Below are 21,218 nucleotides of genomic sequence, written 5' to 3'. Positions count from 1 at the left end.
GCCGCGACAGTGGACTTCGCCTTCGCCACCGCGCCCGGATCGGACCGGCCCAACGAGGACCACGTCGTGGTGTCGGCCGACTGGGCGTTCGTGCTGGACGGCGTCACCCGGCCGCCCGGGCTCGACACCGGCTGCGTACACGGTCCGGCCTGGCTGGTGCGGCAGTTGGGCGACTGCCTGGTGGGCGCGCTGACGGCCGCTCCGGCGGCACCGCTCGACCGGGTCCTGGCCACCGCCATCGGCCGGTTGCGGGGCCGCCACGGGGGCCGCTGCGACCTGTCCAACCCGCACAGTCCGTCGTCGACAGTCGCCGTGGTCCGGGCCGCGGACGACCAGGTGGACTATCTGGTGCTGTGCGACTCGTCGGTGGTGTTCGAGAACGCGGACGGCCGCACGGTCGTGCACGACGACCGCACCGACACCCTGCCGGCGTACGACCGGCACACGGTGGCCCGGCTGCGCAACCGGCCGGGCGGCTTCTGGGTGGCGTCGACCGATCCGGCGGCGGCGGCCGAGGCGGTGACCGGCCGGGTGGCCCGGTCCGGGCTGCGTCGGCTGCTGCTCTGCACCGACGGCGTCTCCCGGCTGACCGAGTTCTTCGCGCTCGACTGGGCGGAGGTGTTCGGGATCGCCGAGCGGTCCGGGCCCGGCGCCGTCATCGACACCGTCCGCCGCCACGAGACCGGCCGGCCGGAGCTGTTGGCGCGGCCGGGGCGGGGCCCGGTCAAGCAGCACGACGACGCGACGCTCGCCGTGCTGCTTGCCCGCCCCTGAGCCGGCCACCGGGGCCCCGGGGCGCCGCGCGGTGACGGAATCCCGACGGTGGTCTTGTCCCGCCGGACGGGCGACTGTTCAATACTGCCGTTCTCGCCCGCGCCGAGGACGCATCGCCAGGCGTCACCGCACCGGTTCCACGGACGGGCGGCCGGTTCGACGGAAGGTGCCAGCCGTGATCGAGGAGACGGGCGGTCCGATGTCCTCCGAGGACCTGTACCGGACGGCGGCCATGGACGCCAAGACGTTGCAGGACCGGATCCTCACGGCGGCCGGTCCCGGCGTCGACGTCAGTGACGGCCGCGCGCCGGCCCAGGCCCTCGCCGACGCCCTCCTCGCCGTGGTGCAGGACTACCTGGCGCAGACCTCGGGCGAGCACGACGTGGAGCTGTTCCTCGAGGTCAACGGCCGGCCGCCGGAGGATCTCGCCGCCTGGCCGGTGAACATCCTGGCGGGCCTCGTCCTGCGCCGGACCCCGGCCGCCGACCGGCACGCGATCTGCGAGCGCGCGGTGCAGATCGCGGCCCGGCGGCTCCGGTCGACCGCCGGCGGCTGACCGACGGGTCGCGCCGAGGAAGCCGCGGGCGGCGGGGAGCCGGTCAGTAGGCTGGCACGGTGACAACCACGTTTGCTGACCTGACCACGATGCGGGTCGGTGGTCCGATCGGTCGCCTGTACGTGCCGGAGACCACCCCCGATCTGCTCGACCTGCTGCGCCGGACCACCGCCGCCGGGGATCCGTTGCTGGTCATGGGCGGCGGTTCCAACCTGGTGGTGGGCGACGTCGGCTGGGACGGGACGGTCGTCAGGTTGGCGACCTCGGAGTTCCGCGTCGACGGGGAGTTGGTGACCGCGGCGGCCGGCGTCGAGTGGGACCGCCTGGTGGCGGCCACCGTCGACGCGGGGCTCGCCGGCCTGGAGGCGTTGTCCGGCATCCCCGGCCTGGTGGGCGGCACGCCGGTGCAGAACGTCGGCGCGTTCGGCACGGTGACCTCGGACGTGCTCGACTCGCTCGCCGTCTACGACCGGCGGACCGGCGGTCTGGAACGGTGGACGCCGGAGCGCTGCGGCTTCGGCAGCCACCGGCAGTCCGTCTTCAAGCACAGCGACAGGTGGGTCGTGGTGGAGGTGACGTACCGGCTGCGCCGCAGTGACCAGTCGCGGCCGATCGAGTACGTGGAACTGGCGAAGCGGCTGGGCATCGACGTCGGCGGCACCGCCGCGCCGGCGGACGTCCGCGAGGCCGTGCTCGCGCTGCGGCGCAGCCGCGCCATGGTCCTCGATCCGGACGATCACGACACCTGGAGCGTCGGGTCGTTCTTCATCAACCCGGTCCTCGCCGAGGTGCCGGAGCAGGCCCGGGAGTGCCCCCGCTATCCGGACGTCAAGGGCACCAAGCTGCCGGCCGCCTGGTTGATCGAGCGGGCCGGCTTCCCCCGGGGCTACGGTCACGACTGGGGCAACGGCACGGTGGCGCTGTCCAGCCGGCACGCGCTCGCGGTGACCAACCGGGGGGGCGCCACCACGGCCGAGGTGATGAAGTTCGCGGCGCACATCCGCGCGGGCGTCGAGGCGCGTTTCGGTATCCGGCTGGGTCCCGAATGCGACCTGGTCAACTGTTCCTTCTGATCGGCCTTTCTCGGCGTGTCGGTTAGCCGACAATGTGCCGGCATCGATGCGAAGTGGCCGCGGTGATTGCGGTCGAACTGGTCGAAGGGCTGAACGTCCGGCAATTCGCGACCGGATCGGATGAGCGTCGGGCGACCGTTCCGGTGTCGGTACGCCTCCGACGGGCGACTTCCCCACAGGTGTCCTCGCCTATGGTGACTGTCGATGAACGAGACCGGTGCGCCCGACCCCGACGACATCCTGCAATACGCCATCGACGCGTTGGCCGACATCCGTGAGGCGACGCTCCCGACGGAGAAATGGGAACAGTTCCGCAGTTGTCTGGTGCTGATGAATGAGGCACTGGATCGGCGCGACCTGGTCGCCGTCAACCGGTGCCGGCAACGGATCGAGGCGCTCGAGAATCTGTTGGGCGCCAAGGCGGACCTCACCAGGGACGTTCGGCAGTCGGTGCCGCTGCGGGGGCAGGCCGATCGGCTGACCGACCGGCTGCGCCGGGAGAAGGGGGACGGGTCGAAACCGGACGGCCGGGGCCGATGAGACTGCACGCGTACGCGCTCAACGCGTACACCTATTTCGACGGCCTCCGGGACACCGGCATCGCGACCCGGATCACCGCCGCCTGCCGCGGCCTCGGCATGCGGGAGCCCGACCGGGTGCCGCTCGTGCGCGGCGACGGCCTGCGGGCCCGGCAGTTCCTTACCGCCCCGGGCGAGGGCACCCGGCAGGCGCTGCGGTACACCACGGCCCGCCTCGACGCGTTCCTGGTCTGCCTGGCGCCGGTCGACGGCACCGCGGACTGGCGCGACCTCGACCGGACGTGGCGGACGGCGGTGGGCGCGACGGCCGACGAGGACTGCACCGGTCGGGTGCGGCTGTTCTACGCGCTGTACGACGGCGACGGCGACGGCGACACCGACCGGCTCGCCGCCGCCGCGGAGGCCGCGCTGCCGGCCGGCGCGGACCTGCGCGGGGCGGAACCGGCCGAGCCGGTGCCCGGCACCTGGCTGTGGGAGGTGCCGTCGCCCGACCCGGATCGCCTGGAACGCGTCCTCGTGCTGCTGGCGCCCACCGCCGGCGAGTCGCTGAGCGACGCCTGGGTGTGGCCGGACGGTGACGCGCGACTCCGGCCGCTGCCCGGCTACCTCTGGGAGATGGCCAAGGTCCGCCACGAGGCCCGCCGGTTCGCGGAGCGCCGCTCGCAGGACCGACAGGCCCGGTTGTACGACCTCGCGTCCCGCGTCGAGGACAGCGAGCGGGCCGACCCCGAACCGACCGAGGCGCGGGAGGAGCGGCTCCGGAAACTCCGGCGGGAGACGGCGTTGGGCGCCGCCGACGAGGCCGACCTGCGCATCATGTCCCGGACGGTCACGGCCGAGGAGCACAACGCCCGGATCTGGCTGCGGGACTGGGCGGACACCCTCGCGGGGCCGGACCGCCACGCCTGGAGCGAGGGCCTGGCCGGGCCGGTGGCCGCGGACCTGGCGTACGTGGCCTGGCTGCTGACCGAGATCGACGACGCGGCGGACACGGCGCGCGACACGGTGGCCTACGCGGAGCCGATGGCGCAGATCGGCGCCGCCGACCTGGAACGGCGGTTGCGTGCCCTCGCCGAACGCAACGAGTTCCTGACCGCGCTGCACACGTCGGTCCTCGCCGCCGTCGGCCTGCTGCTGGCCGCGTCCCAGTCGCTCAGCTACGACTGGCCGATGTACGCGTCGCTGCGGGCGCCGTTCATCGTCTCGGTGGCCGCCGGTGGGCTGTTCCTGCTGCTCGCCGCGGCGCTCCGGTCGACCCGCCGGCGCTGGGTCGGCCTGGCCGCCGCCGGCTTCGCCGCCTCGGTGACCTGGTTCGTGGTGACCTGGCTGGTCCGGTGGCAGACCGCGCATCCGCCCGCCGCACCGCTCACCCGCGGCTGGTCGGCCGCCGCCGCGGCGGTGGCGCTCGCCGGCTGGCTGGTCCGCCGGGCGATCCGGTCCCGACGTGAACTGCGATGACCCATCCCGACCGTGTGCGACGACCGCAGGAGGATCCGTGACCGTGATGAGCGCCGAGCGCCTCGAGGAACGCTGCCTTGCCCTGCGCCGGGGCGAGATCACCTGCGACGACGACCTGGTGGCCGCCATCGAGGCCGACGTGGTGGCGTACGACCGTGACCCGCGTACCCAGGTGCCGCCCGACGACGTCGCCGAGCTGTTGCCGCTGATGGGCTGGCTGATGTACGAGGCGACCTGGTCGGCGCTGGAGCGGATCCCGAACCGGCGGGGGAGCGACGGCGACCGGGACAGGAATCACGAGTGGATCCTGCGGATCGCGAACGCCGCCCTCGACCTGCCGTGGCCGGAGTACGCCCCGCGGTCGTTGGGCGCGTTGCGGTCGTTGGCGCTCGCCGAGTCGAAGGAGGACACGCAGGCGTCCTACGACCGCGCGCAGTCCTTTCACCAGAAGGCCCGCAACCGGCACGCCAGTTGTCTCTCCTACCACCGGGATCCGAAGAACGTCCCCTCCCCGTTCGCCGGGTTCGAGCTGCACTACGACGAGATGCTGCTCCAGTTGGTGCTGGCGGAGACCGGGACCGCGTGCCGGATCGCCGAGCGGGTGATCGACAGGTGGGCGGAGGAGTTCGCGGCCGAGGGTGACGACGCGGACCGGCAGCGCCGCGAGGAACGCGTACAGATGATCTTCAGTGATCTGGCGGAGGGCGCGACCCGGGGCGAGGAGGCGCTCACGGCGGCCGAGCGCGTCGCGGAGCACGGCTTCGTCGACAGGCCGACGAAGGAGCGGCTGGCGCTGCCCACCAGCTTCGTCAACCCGGGCATCATGACCGCCCGGGCCATCCTGCTGATGCTGGGGTTGTATCCGGAGATGCAGCGGCTCGGCTACTTCCCGCTCGGCGACGACGAGTCCTGGGACGACAGTCGGAAGGCCCTGGCGGCCCGCTTCGACCACGCGTACTCCAAGATCGAGAGGCCGATCCTGACCAGCGGGGGCGAGCCGCAGGAGTTGCGGCACGGCCTCCGGCTCGCCGTGGTGCAGATCCGGTTGGCCGCCGGGCTGCTGATGCCGGGCCACCGACTGCCCAGCACGCTGTCCTTCGCGCCGTGCCTCGCGCACGAGGTGCTCGACGACGACGCCGTGGAAGCCATGTCCGCCTGGCTGACGGAGCCGGTCACCGACGCGAAGGGCCGCGAGGCGCAGCGCAGCCACCTGCGCGGGTTCGGCGGCTCGGTCATGCCCAACTTCTTCGACGGCGTCGAGGAGTGCCGCGTCGCGTTCGGCGGCCGGCCCGGCTACCGCGCGTGGCGCGCACGCTGGTTCATCCTCGACAAGTACGCCAACGAGCCGGGCCGGGCCGGGCGGGTGTCGGCCGTGCTGGGCCGGCCGGTGAACCGGACCCGCCCTATCTGATGTAGGCGTTGAACAGCGCCCAGTTCGCCACCGGCTCGCCCAACCGCAGGTAGTGCAGTTGGGCGAGCCGGAGCGCGTGGTCCAGGCGGATCCCGGACCGCCGGACGAGCCCCACGAGATGGGCGGCCATCCGGCTGGCCGGGAGTTTCGCCACCTCCTCGATCGCGGCGGCGACGGACCGCCCCCCTCCGGCCAGCACCGCCACCACGAGGCCGACCGGCTCGATGTCCGCCACGTTGGTCACCGCGCCGACCTGACAGGACACCATCAGCGTCGACGCCGGCCAGCGCAGGGCCAACGCGTACGCGGCGGACAACTGCGCCCCGGTGTCGGTCTCCTCCGGCAGGATCAGGTGCTGCCCGAGGCCGTGGCCGGTGCCGTGCGCCTTGACGTGGAGCAGTCCGCACTCCGTTCCCCGGCGGAGGGCCACGCTGATCCGCGGGGACGCGTGGGCCGTCGGTTCCTGGTCGTCGAACGGGCAGCGGCTCAGCGGGACGTCCCCCCGGTTCAGGTTCCAGGCTCTGCGTTCCAGGTTGTCCGACGGGCCGTCGTGGGCCAGCGGCACCAGCCGGACCAGCGCCGGGCCGGTGACCACCGGGGGCGGCGAGCCGGACAGGCAGGTCAGCACCGGGGTGTGGGTGAGCACGGCCCGGCGCACCAGCCGGGTGCCCCCGCTGTCGAGCACCAGCGCCGCCCAGGGCACCAGGCACAGCTCCTGGTGCGCCGAGATCACCAGTTCCAGTGGGTCCCCGGCCACCACGTTGAGCCGGCCGCGCAGCTCGGCGGGGAGCAGGTCGAGGGCCAGCCGGTGCCAGTCCGGGTCACCCAGGTCGAGGTCGATCGGCGCCTGCGGGTCCCGGGCCCGTCGACCGGCGACGTAGGCGGCGAGCTGCGCACCCGGGGTGAACCGTTCGAAGAAGACACCGTCGCCCGGGGTGATCAGCGCGCGGAACCAGTTCGTCCCCGTGGCGAGGCTGTCCGGCAGGGCGGCGAAGTCGAGCGCGTACCTGTCGTCCAACGCGCGGCGCAGGGTGGTCAGGTCCGTCGGGGTGGGCAGCGTCATCTCCGCGAAGATCGGGTTCACCCGCTTCTCGATCCGCCGGTGCAGGGCGTCGATCTCCCGGTTCTGCTCCTCCCGCTGAACCTGCACCGCACCCGCGTCCGCCCGGTGGTCGAGGGGGTCGTCCCGTTCGGCCTTCAGCACGTCGTCGATCAGGCCCTGAAGCTGGTTGGGCAGCAACGACACCTCGGCCCGCATCTGCGCGGCCAGCCCGGTCTGCTTGGCCGCCAGGCACATGCGCAGCCCCAGCTCGGCGGCGGCCGGACCGGGCAGGGCCGCGGCCAGCAGCGCGATGTCGCCGTAGACCCGGCGGAACGCCGTCGACAACGGGGTACGGGCCCGGGAGATCACCCCCCATCGGCTGCGGATCCCCTCGGCGACCGTCAGCGCCCGCCCCGCGAGCCCGACCGCGCGATCGTTCCCGTGCCCGGTCAGCGCGAGCAGCTCGGCGAGCGTGAGCGCCAGCGACAACTCGTAGACGTCGTGCTGGGGGTCGGCGATCCGGAACTCCTCCAGATGCGCCAGCGCCGCGGTCATCCGGGTGACGGCTTCGTCGGTGTCGCCGGCGGCCTGGTCGGCCAGCGCCAGGATGAAGCCGTAGCGGTGCCGGGTCGAGTAGGAGCTGGCCTCGGTCGACTCCCAGTAGCTCTGGGCCAGCTCGCCGAGCGCGCTGTGCACCTCGGCGGCCTGGCCCAGCTCCAGCAGGCAGGCGCCGGTCTCGAAGTCGACGTCGCCGGCGCACGGCTCCGCGCCGCTGGCGAAGAAGAACTCGCGGTCCAGGGCCGCCGCCAGGGCCAACGCGTCCGCGGGCCGCCCCGACGCCCGGAGGCTGCGGATCAGCCGGTAGGTCACGGTGACCTCGGTCCACCTGTCGCGCACCGGCCCGTCGGCCGGACGGATCTCGGCGAGCGCCGTCCCGTACAGCTCCTCGACGGCGGGCGTCGCGGCCAGCGGATGACCCAGGTAGGCGCAGAACCGCAGGATGGTGGCCGCGTTCGCGTTGCCGTCGCTGCGGAAGGACCAGTCGTGGTCGACCTGTCCCGTCCATTCGCGGCGGGTGGTCGCCTCCACCAGGTACCGCTCGACCGCGATCCGGAGCAACGCCTCCTCGTTGTCGAACACCCGGGCCTTGTGGTCGTCCTTGCGCACGATGACCAACGCCTGCTCGGCGTCGTGGGCGAGCCGCAGCATGGTGTCGCGGGCCAGGGCGCGGCGTACCGCGTCGGCGAGGGCCTGGGTCACGTCGGGACACTCCACTTCCGGTGGTCGCGATGACGTCGGCAGCGCGGCCCGCAGTTCGGACAGGCCAGCATGCCGGCGAGGGTGCGCAGGGCCGCCGCGTCGGGCGTGGCGACCAGGTGGACGTACGGCAGGCTGCCCACCAGCGCCGGCGCGTACGGGGTGAACCCGGGATCGCCGGCCTTCGGGTGTCCCCAGACCACCGTGTGGGCCAGCCGGGACAGTCGGCTGACCTGGGCCACCAGGGGCGTCGGATCGGCCAGCTCCCACCCGTCGGAGACGATCACCAGGTGCGCTGAGCGCACGATGCGGTGGCCGCCCCACACCCGGCCGAAGGCGGTGACGGCGCTCCCGAGCCGGGTGCCGGCGTCCCAGTCCGTGCGGCGGGCGGCCAGCGCGTGCATCGCCGCCTGCGGATCGCGGGACCGCAGCTCCCGGGTGATCCGGTCGAGCCGGGTGCCGATGGTGAACACCTCGGTGGTCAGCGGTGCGGCGGCGACCGCCGCGTACCCGAACCGCAGCAGCAGAGCGCGGTACGCCCGCATCGAGTAGCTGAGGTCGAGCAGCAGGACCAGGCGACGTCGCGCGTGGAGGCGACGGCGGTACCACAGCCGGGTCGGCTCACCCGCGGTGCGCATCATCGTCCGCGCGGTGCGGGACACGTCGACGTGCCGCCGCCCGCCGGAGGCACGGCGCATCGTGCGGCGCAGCGGAACCGACGTGGCGAACGCCGCGACGAAGGACGCCAGTTCGGCGCGGTCGGCGGCGCTCAACGTCCACGGTGGGGCGGTTGCCAGCCGCTCGCCGGAGCCGGCCCGGGACCGGGCCGATCCCGGGTCGGCGGTGTCGTCCCGACCCGGCTCCTCGACCGTCGCCGGGCGGACCCGCGCGGGGCCGGGCAGCGTGGAGGCACCCGGCCCGGTGGACGCCGCCGGCCCGAACCAGGCGGCGAACGCGGCGTCGAAGACGGGCAGGTCCTCGCGGCGCGAGCACAACGTCAACCGGGTCGCCCAGTAGACGGCGTCCCGGTCGAGCCGCTCGTACGCGCCGAGCGCGCGCATCGCGGTGGTCACCCGCGCCACCTCGACGCGGAGCCCGTCGGCGCGGAGCCGACCGGCGAACCCGACCAGGTCGCGGACCGGGTCGTCGTCCGACGTCACGGGGCCTCCGCGCGCAGGACCTCGCGGACGGTCTCCTGGTCCTCGCGCTGCTTCACCAGCACCCCGAGCGCGTCGTCGGCGGCCTCGGCGACGGTGCGCCGGCCGAGCGCCGCGGCAGCCCGGGCGAAGGCGATCGACTCGGCGACCCCGGGCGGTCGCACCAGCGACAGTTGCCGCAGCTTGGCCATGGCGGCCGCGATCTGCGCGGCCAACGGCGTGTCCGCCACCTCCGGCACGTTGCGCCGGATGATCTCCGCCTCGTCCGCTTCGGCCGGATGGTCGACCCAGTGGTAGACGCACCGTCGTTTGAGGGCGCCGTGCACCTCCCGGGTGCCGTTGGAGGTGAGGACCACGAACGGCGGCTCGTCGATCGTGATGGTCTGGTAGTCGGGAATGGTGAGCGTCTCGCCTTCGAGGACCTCCAGCAGGAAGGCCTCGAACTCGTCGTCGGCCCGGTCGATCTCGTCGATGAGCAACACCGACGGACGTTGCTGCACGGCCCGCAGAATGGGCCGGGGGATCAGGAACTCCTTGCGGTAGATCGACTCGCCGTCCGGGGTGCCGCGCAGATGCAGCAGTTGGCGGGTGAAGTCCCACTCGTAGAGCGCCTGGGACCGGTCGATGCCGCTGTGGCACTGCAACCGGATCGGGGTGACGCCGAGCAGCTCGGCGATCTTCCTGGCCAGCACCGTCTTTCCCACGCCCGGGTCGCCTTCGAGGAACAGCGGCAGCTTGAGTTTCATCGCGAGGAAGACCGCCGCGGCGAGTCCGGGATCGGCCAGGTAGTTCAACCTCGCGAGTTCCTCCGCGATCCGTTCCGGGGTGGAGAAGGAAGCGTTCGGCATCGGTCGAGGTTCGGCCCGGGGCCGCACGCCTGTCGATCCTATGAACGGGTGAGCCGCCGTTACCGGTCGACCGAGCGGGTGTGCCACGACACGTGCCGACCGGCCCGCCGGGCGGGTCGTCCCGATCGGTTCCGCAGGTGTCGCGAATACGGTGGGGCCGGCCGGGCGACGTGCGGTCGGATCCCTGTTGACCGGCCACGATGCATGGTCCGACGCCGGGAGCGCCAGCGACCGACGGACGTCGTTGTCGTCTAGAGTGCGAGGCGCGGTCGCGACTTCTCGGCCCGTCCGCGACGAGTTCCGCGAAGGAGAAACATGGTCAGTTTCGACGCTGTCGCCCTTCCGACTTGCGAGCCGAACTTCCGTCCGCAGGCGACGGCCGAGCAGATTCTCGCCTGGATCTCGTCGCCGCCGATGCGGGCGTTGGTCGAGGAGTACGGCGACGCCCTGCCGTCGGCCGGCGTGGGCGAGCTGCTGGAGTGGCTGGACGCGTTCTCCGACCGGCACTGGGACTTCCGCAAGCGGGGCAACGTCGAGCGCGACCAGGTGACCGCGCCGACGTTCGAGCCGGCCCGGGCGGCGCTCGTGCTCGCCGCGGCGACCGCCCTGCGTCTCGTCGAGCCGGTCGACCCGCCCCGCGCGGCGTACGACCACCTGCTCGTCCTGGGTGGTCTCGGGCGGGCCTGCCTGCAACGCACCGAGTACGCTGCCCGGCTCGTCCGCGACGGTGTCGTCGCCGTCGGCGAGGTGGCGGCGCTGGGCAGTTTCCGACCGCTCACCGAGCCGGAGACCACGCTGCCCGGCCTGGCCGACGGTCGGTTCGAGATGGACGCGATGGACGTCGGCGCGCGCCACGCGTTCGGGCTCACCGAGCCGGCGCGCGACGAGTCCTCCGAGGGGGCCGTGACGCACCGGTCCTGGCGGGTGCGCACCTACCGCCCCGCCGACGGTCCGCCGGTGCAGGTGCTCGCCGCGCCGTCCAGCGAGCCCGAGCTGCGTCGCGCCAACACCCCCGACACGTACGACTTCTGGGCCCGGCGCTCCCGGCTCCGCCCGTCGGACCGGATCCTCGTCGTCACCTCGCCGATCTACGTGCCGTTCCAGCACAGCGACGCGATCCGCATGCTGGCGGCCCGCCACGGCTGCGGGATCGACACGGTCGGGTTCGATCCGGCGCGGGCCACCGTGCCGCTCGCGCCGGACGCCACCAACCCCGACCGCTACCTCCAGGAGATCCGGTCCGGGATCCTGTCGATGCAGCGGCTGCACCGGGCGCTGGCCGGGAGTCTGGCCGCGTGACGGCGACGGTCTTCGCCGCGGTGCCGTTGCCCACCACCGGGCCGCCGGCGGGCCGGGCGGACGGGGCCGGCGTCGGCTCCGGTCCACCGGACCGGGCCGGGATCGCCGAGGGGATCGCCTCCTGGGTGGACTCACCGGCCATGGCCGCGCTGCTGGCCGAGTTCGGTGGCGGACCGCGGCCGGTCGGTCCGCTCGGCGACCGGCTGGACGCGCTGGAGGAGTTCTCCGCCCGGTGGGACCACCGCAAGGGGCGGCTGGAGCGCCACCAGGTGGTGGGGGAGAGCTTCGCCGCCGACACCGACGCGCGCATCCGGTCGGCGGCGAGGTCGTTGGGTCTGGCCGGCCGGGTGACGCCGCGGCACCGGTCGTTCGACCACGTCCTGGTGCTCGGTGGTGGCGTCCGCACCATGATGGCCCGCGCGCATCTGGCCGCCACGATCCTGCGCCGGGGGGTCCGCACCGGCTCGGTCGCGGGGCTGGGCAGCCTGCGGCCGATTCCGGAGCAGAACGTGGTCGCCGCCGGGCTCGGGCTGGGCGCCGTCGCGACCGAGGGCGACGCGGTCGACGAGGCGCTGCGGCACGCCTTCGGCGCGGCGCCCGCCGCCGAGCGGCGCTCCGGCACGACCGGGGCCGGCCAGCACTGGTGGGTCCGGTCCCACCGGGACGTGGACCCGCCGGTGCACGTGCTGGCCGCACCGTCGACCCGGCCGGGGGAGCGGGCCAACACGGCGGACACGTTGGTCGGCTGGGCGGAGCTGGTGCGGCCGGCGTCGGTCGGCGCGCGGCTGCTGGTGGTCACGACCGACATCTTCGTGCCGTTCCAGCACTGTGACGCGGTCCGGCTGCTGGGCCTGCGGTACGGCTGTGCGGTGGAGACGGTGGGCTTCGACAGCGGCGACGATCCCTGGGTCCCGCCGCCGGCGACCTCCGCGATCCTTCAGGAGGTCCGGTCCGCCATCCGGTCCATGCGGGTGTTGTACCAGGCGGTCGCCTGAGCGTGACCGGCGCCGTCTCGGCCGGCCCGTCTCGGTCGGGCCCGTCACGAGGCGCGGTCAGCCCCGGTCCAGCGGGACGACGTCCGTCGGGTCGTCGGCCGGCTCCCGGGGCGCGGGTGGTGGTGGCGCGGTGACCGGCGGGGCGCTCCCGGCCCGCTGCTTGTCCGGCGTCCAGGCGAACGCGAGCGCGCCGCCGACCAGCGCCAGCAGCATGCCGATGACGAACCCGCCGAGGTTCGAGGTGAGCCAGGAGACCAGCCCGAGCAGCAGCGACAGCAGCGCGTAGAAGACGCGTTGCTGCGGGGTGGCGATCAGCAGCGCCCCGCAGAGCACGAGGATCGCCGGGACCAGGTAGGCGGCCAGCCCCTGCGGCCCGACGTGCAGCAGCACCCCGAGCGGCGCGCGCAGCGTCACCAGCATCTCGATACCGCCGAGCGCGATGAGCAGGCCGGCGGTGAACGGGCGGGCCCGCCGCCAGCGGCGCCAGCGCCCGCCGGGGCGGGCGGCCGGCGCCGCGTGCTGTCCGACGGTCATCGTCAGCACCCGTCGGAGCTGAAGCCCATGTGCAGGTTGGGCAGCGTGAAGACCGCGGCGGTGGTGGCGTAGTTGTTCTGCCGCAGGTTGGTGATGGTCACCGAGTCGGCCTGCTGGGCGAAGACGCCGGGGTTGCCCTTCACGCCGGGGACCTGGTCGACGGTGCTGGCGTCCTGCCCGACGTTGATGTTGCGGAACGAGGCGTTGCCGGCGACCTCGTCGCCGTCGACGACGAGCGTGCGGGCGGAGACCGGCTTGCCGGAGCCGCCCGCGGTGATCCGCAGGTTGATTCCGCCCAGGCTGATGCTCTGGCAGAGGTTGGTCAGTTCGGCCTTGTCGATGGCCGACACGATCACCACCACCTGGCCGCCGGTGTCGCCCTGGTTGGGGCTGTCCGGGATCATCTGGTCGAGCGTGGCGAACTGCTCGAAGCCGGTGCCTTCGAGTTTGTCGGCGGTGACGGTGAACGGCATGCCGGAGATGGCGAACTGCGCGCCGAGCACGCCCTGCGCGGTCAGCACGACCATGCCGGCGGCGCCGGCCGCGACGGCGCCGAGCGTGACGGCGAAGCGGCGCCAGCGTACGCCGCTGCTCGGCTGGCCGGGCTCGATCGGTGCGGTCTGCTCCGACATGGCGGCTTCCTTTCGAGATCAATTCATTTGCGACGATGTGAATTGGCTTCGCAGGATTTCGCGCCAGGGGCGCAGGCCGAAGTTACCGCTGAGTAAAGTGGCGGTCAACAGAGAGTTCGCCGGCATGTGCCAAATGCGGCCAAAGTGAAAAACCGCAGCGGTTTCTCACCGGATCGTCAGTCGGCCGCGCACGGCGCGGTCGTGCTCGGGCCGTCGCCCGGGCCGGCGCGCCGGGTGGCCCGGCGCGCGCCCTCGGGGCCGAGGAACGGCGCGGTGGCCGCGTACGTGAGCACCGGCAGCAGCAGCGGCAGCTCCTCGGCCCGCCCCTGCGCCACCCGGGCGCGGATGGTGGCGTGGATGCCGCCGACCACGGTGGACACCAGCACGTCCCGGTCCACCCCGGCGACCGCCGGCCCCGGTCCGGCGTCGGCGAAGAACCGGCGGAAGCTGTGCAGCAGCACGTCGCGTTCCCGGCGGGCGTCCGGGCCGGCGGCATCCACCTCGACCAGTGCCATCCGGGCGAACGCGGGCACGCTGGCCAGCACGTCGAGCAGGGTGCGCAGCGCGGCCCGGGCGGCGTCCGGCCAGGCCGGCCCGGCGTCGGCGTAGGCGGTCTCCATGAGTTGCGAGACCACCGCGATGCCGTGCCGGTAGGTGGCGAGGAACGCGTCCTGCTTGCCGCTGAACAGCGCGTAGAAGGCCGGCCGGGTGACGCCTGCGGCATGGCAGATGTCGGTGACCCGGGCGTTGTCGTACCCCCGGGTGGCGACCTCGCGGACCAGCCCGTCGAAGAGGCGGTCGCGCTGGGTCGCGGCCACCTCCTCGGCCGGTACCCGCCGGGGCCCGCGCTTGATGGCGCGGTCCGGGTCGCGGCCGTGCCGGGCACCCGGCAGCGGGGCCGGCGGCGGCGGGCTCTGCATGGTCAAGATATCGGCCTTCCTTGATGCGTTGACTTTACGACCCTCTGAGGTTTATAACTTTCGACACGCTCAGTTCATAGCCCGTCACCATTGGTGATCACCACGGAAGGGCTCGAACGGCGTCATTATCGCCGTCCGGCTCCACCACCACCCCCGTCCCACTGCCGGAAGGAACCACCATGCCCAGGTACGGACGCATCGGCGCGGGCCTCGCCGCCCTGGCGCTGCTGACCGGTCTGGTCGGCGCCACCCCCGCCACCGCCGCCCCCTCCACCTCGCTGGCCAGCGCCGTGCTGACCTACCCCACCGCGGCCGGCACCGCCGTGTCGGTCAACGACGTCATCCAGGCCAGCCTGAAGACCGGCACCAACGCGACCTTCTACTCCTCGGCCAGCGGCACCACCGGCGTCAAGTGCGCCGCGTCCACGTTCAGCGCCAAGGTGCTGAGCAACCCGACCGCTCCCGGCACCGCCACCGAGAGCCTCACCGCGCAGTCGTTCACGAGCTGCACCAGCAACATCTTCGGCACCACCGGCGTGCAGAGCGTGACCGTCAACAACCTGCCGTACACCACGTCGGTCACCAGCGGCGGCGTGGTGAAGATCTCCGGCACCGCGACCGCGCCGATCCAGAGCACCGTGGTGCTGAACTCGCTGCTCGGCCCGATCACCTGCGTCTACCGGACCAGCACCAACACGCTCACCGGCGTGGCGGCCAACGCCACCAACTCGATCGCGTTCACCAACCAGACCCTGACCAAGTTCTCCGGCCCGTCGCTCTGCTTCGGCACCGCGTACTTCACCGCGACGTACTCGCCGGTGCGGGACACCAGCAAGACCGGCAGCCCGGCGGTCTTCGTCAACTGACCACCCGGCCCCCGGGCCGGTGCGCGGCGGTTCGCCGTGCACCGGCCCCCCGCCGTGCGCCGACCCGATCGGGTACGTGGTGTCAGGTGGGCGGGGTCGTCGCGCGACACAGTGCCAGTTGTCCCGGCCCCGGCGCGGTGGCAGCGTGCGGGAACCAGACCCGCCGCTGAAGGGTGCGCCCGATGACCGACGACCTGCTGGCCCGGCACCGGGCCGTGCTCCCGTCCTGGATGCCGCTCTACTACGCGGAACCACTCGAACTGGTCGCCGGCTCCGGCCGCCGGGTGACCGACTCGGCCGGCCGCAGCTACCTGGACTTCTTCGGCGGCGTGCTGACCAACATGATCGGCTACGACATCCCGGAGATCCGCGAGGCGGTGGAGCGGCAACTGCGCACCGGCCTGGTGCACAGCTCCACGCTCTACCTGATCCGGCAGCAGGTCGACCTGGCCGAGAAGATCGCCCGGCTCTCCGGCATCCCGGACGCCCGCGTCTTCTTCACCAACTCCGGCACCGAGGCGAACGAGGCGGCGCTGCTGGTCGCCACCAACCACCGCCGCTCGCACCAGATCCTCGCGGTGCGCAACAGCTACCACGGCCGGTCGTACGCGACCATGGGCGTCACCGGCAACCGCGGCTGGACGGCAAGCGCGCTCAACCCGTTGCAGGTGGCCTGGCTGCACTCCGGCGAGCGGCTGCGCGGCCTGCTGGCCCGGCTCGACGCCGCCGACCGGGTGGACGCCGCGGTCGAGGACCTGCGCGAGGTGCTCGCCACCCAGACCGCCGGCGACGTGGCCTGCCTGATCGCCGAGCCGATCCAGGGCGTCGGCGGCTTCACCTACGCCCCGGACGGGCTCTTCGCGGCCTGGAAGAAGGTGCTCGACGAGCACGGCATCCTGCTGGTCAGCGACGAGGTGCAGACCGGCTGGGGACGCACCGGCGAGCACTTCTGGGGCTACCAGGCGCACGGCGTCACGCCGGACCTGCTCACCTTCGCCAAGGGCATCGGCAACGGCTTCGCGCTGGCCGGCGTGGTGGGTCGGGCCGAGGTGCTGGAGACGGTGCCGGCGATCAGCTTCTCCACGTTCGGCGGCAACCCGGTCTCCACCGCCGCCGGCAACGCGGTGCTCGACTACCTGCTCGACCACGACCTCCAGGCCAACGCGGCCCGGGTCGGCGCGATCCTCGCCGACGGCCTGCGGGCCGCCACCGCCGGCTTGGACCGGGTCGCCGAGGTCCGCGGCAAGGGCCTCATGCTGGCCGTCGAGTTCGTCCGCCCCGGCACCGTCGAGTCGGACCCGGAGCTGACCACCCGGGTCTTCGAGGCGTGCCGGGCCGGCGGTCTGTTGGTCGGCAAGGGCGGCCTGTACGGCAACGTGGTGCGGATGGGCCCGCCGCTGACGCTGACCGAGGACGAGGCCCGCGAAGGTCTGGCCATCCTGGTCGACGCGATCCGGACCTGCGTGGCGGTGGCGGCATGACCGTCCTCGGGCACTACGTCGACGGCAAGCGGACCACCGGGGACTCCGAGCGGCGCGGGGACGTCTTCGACCCGGCCACCGGCCGGCGTACCGGTCGGGTGGCGCTCGCCGGGACCGCCGACGTGGCCGGCGCGGTGCAGGCCGCCGAGCGCGCGGCCCGCGGCTGGCGGGACGCCTCCCTGGCCCGGCGCACGGCGGTGCTGTTCGCCGTCCGGGAGCTGGTGCACGCCCGCCGGGACCGGCTCGCCGAGGCGATCACCGCCGAGCACGGCAAGGTGCTCGCGGACGCCGCCGGCGAGGTGCAGCGCGGCCTGGAGGTGATCGAGTACGCCTGCGGCATCGCCCCGGCGCTGCGCGGCGGATTCAGCGAGAACGTCTCCACCGAGGTCGACTCGTACAGCCTGCGGCAGCCGCTGGGCGTGGTCGCGGTGATCTCCCCGTTCAACTTCCCGGTGATGGTGCCGCTCTGGTTCGTGCCGGTGGCGATCGCCTGCGGCAACGCGGTGGTGCTCAAGCCCAGCGAGAAGGACCCGAGCGCGGCGCTGCTGCTGGCCGAGTGGTTCACCGAGGCGGGCCTGCCCGACGGGGTGTTCAACGTGGTCAACGGCGACAAGGAGGCGGTCGACGCGCTGCTCGACCACCCCGGCGTCCGGGCCGTGTCGTTCGTCGGCTCCACCCCGGTGGCCCGGTACGTGCACCAGCGTGGCGCGCTGTCCGGCAAGCGGGTGCAGGCGCTGGGCGGGGCGAAGAACCACATGGTGGTGCTTCCCGACGCCGACCTGGACCTGGCCGCCGACGCCGCGGTCAACGCCGGTTTCGGCTCGGCGGGGGAGCGGTGCATGGCGATCTCCGCGCTGGTCGCGGTGGAGCCGGTGGCCGACGCGCTGGTGGACCGCATCGCCGCGCGGATGGGCCGGCTGCGCACCGGGGACGGCCGACGCGGCTGCGACATGGGGCCGCTTGTCACCGCCGCGCACGCGGAGCGGGTCCGCAGCTACGTGGAGTCCGGGATCGCGGCCGGCGCGGTGCCGGTGGTGGACGGGCGGGACGTCACCCCGGACGGCGAACCCGGCGGCTTCTGGCTCGGCCCGACGCTGTTCGACCACGTCACGCCGGAGATGTCGATCTACACCGACGAGATCTTCGGGCCGCTGCTGAGCGTGCTGCGGGTCGACTCGTACGACGAGGCGGTGGAACTGGTCAACGCCAGCCCGTACGGCAACGGCACCGCGATCTTCACCAACGACGGCGGCGCGGCCCGGCGCTACCAGCACGAGGTGGAGGCCGGCATGGTGGGCATCAACGTGCCGATCCCGGTGCCGATGGCGTACTACTCCTTCGGCGGCTGGAAGGCGTCGCTCTTCGGCGACCTGCACGCGCACGGCGCCGACGGGGTGGCGTTCTTCACCCGGGGCAAGGTGGTCACCAGCCGCTGGCTCGACCCGCGCCACGGCGGGGTCAACCTCGGCTTCCCCACCCAGACCTGAGCAGCCGCAGCAGGCCCGCCCCGGCCAGGTACGCGACAAGCGCCGGGACGGGCAGGCCGAGCGGCTCCGGCGCGGCCTTCGGCGCGAGGCTGTTCAGCAGCAGGCCGGCGACCAGCCCGGCGTACCCGATGACGGCGAGCGTGGTGCGCAGCCGCCGGCCGCCGTCGCCGGCCGGCCCGGTCGGGGGTGGGCGGCTGGTGCGGGCCTCGACCGGGCCGAAGACGGCGACCAGCGCGGCCAGCACCACGGTCAGGGCGAGCAGCCACGGCACCCGCCAGCCCCACCAGGCCGCCGAGCCGACCGGGGGAGTGGGCAGCACGCCGAGCGCGTCCAGCAGGCCGATCAGCAGGATCGCGGCGGTCAGGTGCCACAGGAAGACGGTGAGCACCACCGCGTTGACCGCGATCACCGCCTGCCACGGGCCGGGCCGCCGCAGCCAACGGCCGGCCGGGCGGCGCAGCACCAGGATCAGCCCGAGCTGGGCGGTGGCGGCGGCGAGCAGCGCCAGACTCGGCGGCGCGGCGTTGTCCAGCCGTTCGCCGGGCACGTGCAGCATCGCCACCGGGTACGGCCCGACCACGGTCAGCAGCACCAGCGCGACCAACCCGACCGCCAGCAGCGTACCGCCGGCCCGGCGGCCCAGTGGCAGCCGGCGACGGCGCGGACCGGCCCGGCTCGCGTCGAACCAGGCGAAACCGAGCTGGTGCACGGCCAGCCAGGCGAACAGGTAGTTGCCGTCGGCCAGGACCGCCGGGCCGAGGAGCCGACCGAGGTCGCCGAGCGCGACGAGCGCGACCAGCACCACCGGCACGGCCAGCCCGAACCGGCGGTGCAGCGCGGTCATCGGCGGGGTCAGCGCCACCACCACGAAGTAGGCGACCAGGAACCAGAGCGGGATGGTGGCGAACCAGACCACGGTCCGGACCTGCGCCGGGTCGGCGCCGCGCGCCGAGGCGACCGCCGCGCCGGTGGCCAGCACCAGCAGCAGCGTGGTGGTCGGCGGGACCAGCCGGGCGCTGCGGTCCACCAGCCAGCCGGACGCGGTCCCGCCCCGGCCGCGGCGGGCGGCCAGCGAGGCGGCGTTGGCGTAGCCGCCGACCAGGAAGAACACCGGCATCACCTGGGCCAGCCAGGTCAGCGGCCAGGCCCAGGGCAGGTCGGCGAGCGCCGAGTGGCCGGCCGGGCGACCGTGGTCGTACCCGATCGCGGTCACGCCCCAGTGGCCGAGCACGACCATCGTGATGGCCAGCGCCCGGAGCAGGTCGACGTAGCGCTCCCGCCCCGGCGGCGTGCGCTCGGCGAGCTGCCGCAGGCGGCGCATGGACCCAGGCTATGCCAGTCGGCTCCGGCCGGGACGGATAACGGATCGGCCATGAGGTCTTGTGGTCCGCGCCGGGTCGGCGTAGAAATTCTTCAACGAAAATGTGCTCTGTGAAGAGAAGCGACGGAGTCACCGAGGAGATGCGATGAACAGGCGTGAGATCCTCCGGCGCAGTGCCGCCGCCGGTCTGCTGGCCACCCCCGCCGCCGGGCTGCTCGCCGGCTGTGCCACCTCCGGCGGCGACGACAAGGGCGACGGCGGCACGTACCAGGGCACCAAGAGCGAGCAGAACCCGCTCGGCGTCAAGGAGGACGCGCCGCTCGAAGTGGTGATCTTCAACGGCGGCTTCGGCGAGGAGTACGCCAAGGCCCACGAGGCCATGTACCGGGAGAGGTACCCGAAGGCGGAGATCAAGCACTCGGCCACCCAGGAGATCAGCAAGACGCTCCAGCCGCGCTTCGTCGACGGCAGCCCTCCGGACGTGGTCAACAACTCCGGCGCCGGCCAGATCGACTTCAACGGCCTGGTCTCGCAGAACGCGCTGGCCGATCTCGGTGAGCTGCTCGCCGCGCCCAGCCTCGACGTACCGGGCAAGACGGTCAGGGACACGCTGCTGCCCGGCACCGTCGAGGTCGGCTCCTACGACGGCAGGTTCCTGGTGCTGAACTACACCTACACGGTGTACGGCATCTGGCACTCGACCAAGCTCTTCGCCGACCGCGGCTGGACCTACGCCAAGACCTGGGACGAGCACATCGCGCTCTGCCGGCAGATCAAGGCCGCCGGCATCGCCCCCTGGACGTACGCCGGCCTGCACCCGCGCTACATGAGCTGGCCGGTGATCTCCACCGCGATCAAGGTGGGCGGCCCGTCCGTCGCGCTGGCCATCGACAACCTGGAGCCCAACGCCTGGAAGTCGGACGCGATGAAGACCGCCGCCGACGCCTGGCACCAGATCGTCAAGGACAAGTTCATCCTCGCCGGCTCCCCGGGGCTGGACCACAAGCAGTCACAGACCGCCTGGTGCCAGGGCAAGGCCGCGTTCATCTCCTGCGGCTCCTGGCTGGAGAGCGAGCAGAAGGACGTCACCCCGGCCGGCTTCAACATGACGGTCGCGCCGACGCCGAGCCTGGGCAGCGGCGACAAGCTGCCGTTCGAGGCGATCCGGGGCACCGCGGGTGAGCCGTTCATGGTGCCGGCGAAGGCGAAGAACGTGGCCGGCGGGCTGGAGTACTTCCGGACCATGCTGTCGCGCAAGGGCGCCCAGGACTTCACGAAGAAGGTCGCCAGCCTGCCCGTGGTCGCCGGCGCCACCGACGGCGTCGAGCTGCCGTTCGGGCTGGCCACCGTGGTCAAGGCGCTGGACGCGTCCGGCGCCAACGGGTTCAACTGGGTCTACAACAACTACTACCGCAAGCTGGAGCGCAACCTGGTCGACGCGGCCTGCGGCGAGTTCTTCAGCGGCCGGATCTCCCCGACCGAGTTCCTCGACCAGTGCCAGCGGGGCGCCGACTCGATCGCGCAGGACAACTCCGTCAAGAAGTACAAGCGGGCCGCGTGACGATCGG

General features: G+C 73.2%; 19 protein-coding genes. 12 read left to right on the top strand and 7 right to left on the bottom strand.

Translation table 11 applies throughout. From position 1 onward, the window contains the following. Positions 1-9 precede the first annotated feature (9 nt). From ACZ6O5_RS26355 to ACZ6O5_RS26330, 6 genes are all read left to right on the top strand, one after another. Positions 10-774, top strand: coding sequence for a protein phosphatase 2C domain-containing protein (locus ACZ6O5_RS26355; protein WP_465980402.1), 765 nt, complete (start codon positions 10-12; stop codon positions 772-774). A 175-nt stretch (positions 775-949) separates the two neighbouring features. After that, positions 950-1,330 carry a hypothetical protein gene (locus tag ACZ6O5_RS26350; RefSeq protein ID WP_465980401.1) on the top strand — a complete coding sequence of 127 codons (381 nt, stop codon included), beginning with the start codon at positions 950-952 and terminating at the stop codon, positions 1,328-1,330. A gap of 59 nt (positions 1,331-1,389) precedes the next feature. Beyond that, positions 1,390-2,403, top strand: a complete 1,014-nt coding sequence (locus ACZ6O5_RS26345) for a UDP-N-acetylmuramate dehydrogenase (protein ID WP_465980400.1) — start codon at positions 1,390-1,392, stop codon at positions 2,401-2,403. A 204-nt stretch (positions 2,404-2,607) separates the two neighbouring features. Further along, positions 2,608-2,943: a CATRA system-associated protein gene (locus ACZ6O5_RS26340; RefSeq protein ID WP_465980399.1), complete on the top strand. Its 336-nt coding sequence runs from the start codon at positions 2,608-2,610 to the stop codon at positions 2,941-2,943. After that, the gene (locus tag ACZ6O5_RS26335; protein ID WP_465980398.1) at positions 2,940-4,400 is read left to right on the top strand and encodes a CATRA conflict system CASPASE/TPR repeat-associated protein; all 1,461 of its coding nucleotides are present in this window, start codon (positions 2,940-2,942) and stop codon (positions 4,398-4,400) included. The genes ACZ6O5_RS26340 and ACZ6O5_RS26335 overlap by 4 nt, the downstream gene beginning before the upstream one ends. Positions 4,401-4,437: 37 nt before the next feature. Then, complete coding sequence (locus ACZ6O5_RS26330; RefSeq protein WP_465980397.1) at positions 4,438-5,811, top strand: hypothetical protein; 1,374 nt, start codon at positions 4,438-4,440, stop codon at positions 5,809-5,811. Here ACZ6O5_RS26330 and ACZ6O5_RS26325 read toward each other — a convergent pair. Genes ACZ6O5_RS26325 through ACZ6O5_RS26315 form a run of 3 tightly spaced genes read right to left on the bottom strand, consistent with a single transcriptional unit; the run spans position 5,804 to position 10,115 of the window. Continuing rightward, on the bottom strand, positions 5,804-8,113 hold the full coding sequence (locus tag ACZ6O5_RS26325; protein WP_465980396.1) for a CHAT domain-containing protein: 2,310 nt from the start codon (positions 8,111-8,113) through the stop codon (positions 5,804-5,806). The genes ACZ6O5_RS26330 and ACZ6O5_RS26325 overlap by 8 nt on opposite strands. Then, on the bottom strand, positions 8,110-9,270 hold the full coding sequence (locus ACZ6O5_RS26320; protein ID WP_465980395.1) for a vWA domain-containing protein: 1,161 nt from the start codon (positions 9,268-9,270) through the stop codon (positions 8,110-8,112). The genes ACZ6O5_RS26325 and ACZ6O5_RS26320 overlap by 4 nt, the downstream gene beginning before the upstream one ends. Continuing rightward, positions 9,267-10,115: an AAA family ATPase gene (locus tag ACZ6O5_RS26315; RefSeq protein ID WP_465980394.1), complete on the bottom strand. Its 849-nt coding sequence runs from the start codon at positions 10,113-10,115 to the stop codon at positions 9,267-9,269. The genes ACZ6O5_RS26320 and ACZ6O5_RS26315 overlap by 4 nt, the downstream gene beginning before the upstream one ends. A gap of 315 nt (positions 10,116-10,430) precedes the next feature. Here ACZ6O5_RS26315 and ACZ6O5_RS26310 point away from each other — a divergent pair, with 315 nt between their 5' ends. Together ACZ6O5_RS26310 and ACZ6O5_RS26305 are read left to right on the top strand one after the other, a co-directional pair. Continuing rightward, positions 10,431-11,414: a hypothetical protein gene (locus tag ACZ6O5_RS26310; RefSeq protein ID WP_465980393.1), complete on the top strand. Its 984-nt coding sequence runs from the start codon at positions 10,431-10,433 to the stop codon at positions 11,412-11,414. Next, positions 11,411-12,409 carry a hypothetical protein gene (locus ACZ6O5_RS26305; protein WP_465980392.1) on the top strand — a complete coding sequence of 333 codons (999 nt, stop codon included), beginning with the start codon at positions 11,411-11,413 and terminating at the stop codon, positions 12,407-12,409. Before ACZ6O5_RS26310 ends, ACZ6O5_RS26305 begins: the two co-directional genes overlap by 4 nt. Positions 12,410-12,466: 57 nt before the next feature. Here the strand turns inward: ACZ6O5_RS26305 and ACZ6O5_RS26300 are convergent, their stop codons facing one another. From ACZ6O5_RS26300 to ACZ6O5_RS26290, 3 genes are all read right to left on the bottom strand, one after another. Then, the gene (locus ACZ6O5_RS26300; RefSeq protein ID WP_465980391.1) at positions 12,467-12,943 is read right to left on the bottom strand and encodes a DUF6114 domain-containing protein; all 477 of its coding nucleotides are present in this window, start codon (positions 12,941-12,943) and stop codon (positions 12,467-12,469) included. 2 nt (positions 12,944-12,945) lie between these two features. Beyond that, positions 12,946-13,575: a DUF6230 family protein gene (locus tag ACZ6O5_RS26295; protein ID WP_107156882.1), complete on the bottom strand. Its 630-nt coding sequence runs from the start codon at positions 13,573-13,575 to the stop codon at positions 12,946-12,948. A gap of 176 nt (positions 13,576-13,751) precedes the next feature. Then, the gene (locus tag ACZ6O5_RS26290) at positions 13,752-14,495 is read right to left on the bottom strand and encodes a TetR/AcrR family transcriptional regulator (RefSeq protein WP_465980435.1); all 744 of its coding nucleotides are present in this window, start codon (positions 14,493-14,495) and stop codon (positions 13,752-13,754) included. Positions 14,496-14,674: 179 nt separating this feature from the next. Between ACZ6O5_RS26290 and ACZ6O5_RS26285 the strand changes: the two genes are divergently transcribed. From ACZ6O5_RS26285 to ACZ6O5_RS26275, 3 genes are all read left to right on the top strand, one after another. Next, complete coding sequence (locus ACZ6O5_RS26285; protein ID WP_465980390.1) at positions 14,675-15,361, top strand: Tat pathway signal sequence domain protein; 687 nt, start codon at positions 14,675-14,677, stop codon at positions 15,359-15,361. 182 nt (positions 15,362-15,543) lie between these two features. After that, entirely contained in the window at positions 15,544-16,842 is a 1,299-nt protein-coding gene (locus ACZ6O5_RS26280) for an aspartate aminotransferase family protein (protein ID WP_465980389.1), read from the top strand. After that, positions 16,839-18,329, top strand: coding sequence for a CoA-acylating methylmalonate-semialdehyde dehydrogenase (locus ACZ6O5_RS26275; RefSeq protein WP_465980388.1), 1,491 nt, complete (start codon positions 16,839-16,841; stop codon positions 18,327-18,329). Before ACZ6O5_RS26280 ends, ACZ6O5_RS26275 begins: the two co-directional genes overlap by 4 nt. Here ACZ6O5_RS26275 and ACZ6O5_RS26270 read toward each other — a convergent pair. Next, the gene (locus tag ACZ6O5_RS26270; protein WP_465980387.1) at positions 18,301-19,650 is read right to left on the bottom strand and encodes an acyltransferase family protein; all 1,350 of its coding nucleotides are present in this window, start codon (positions 19,648-19,650) and stop codon (positions 18,301-18,303) included. The genes ACZ6O5_RS26275 and ACZ6O5_RS26270 overlap by 29 nt on opposite strands. A gap of 145 nt (positions 19,651-19,795) precedes the next feature. Between ACZ6O5_RS26270 and ngcE the strand changes: the two genes are divergently transcribed. Then, complete coding sequence (ngcE, locus tag ACZ6O5_RS26265) at positions 19,796-21,211, top strand: N-acetylglucosamine/diacetylchitobiose ABC transporter substrate-binding protein (RefSeq protein WP_465980386.1); 1,416 nt, start codon at positions 19,796-19,798, stop codon at positions 21,209-21,211. The last annotated feature ends 7 nt before the right edge of the window (positions 21,212-21,218 follow it).

Source organism: Micromonospora sp. NPDC049201 (assembly GCF_055586805.1).
This window is presented reverse-complemented; position numbering and strand designations above follow the sequence as displayed.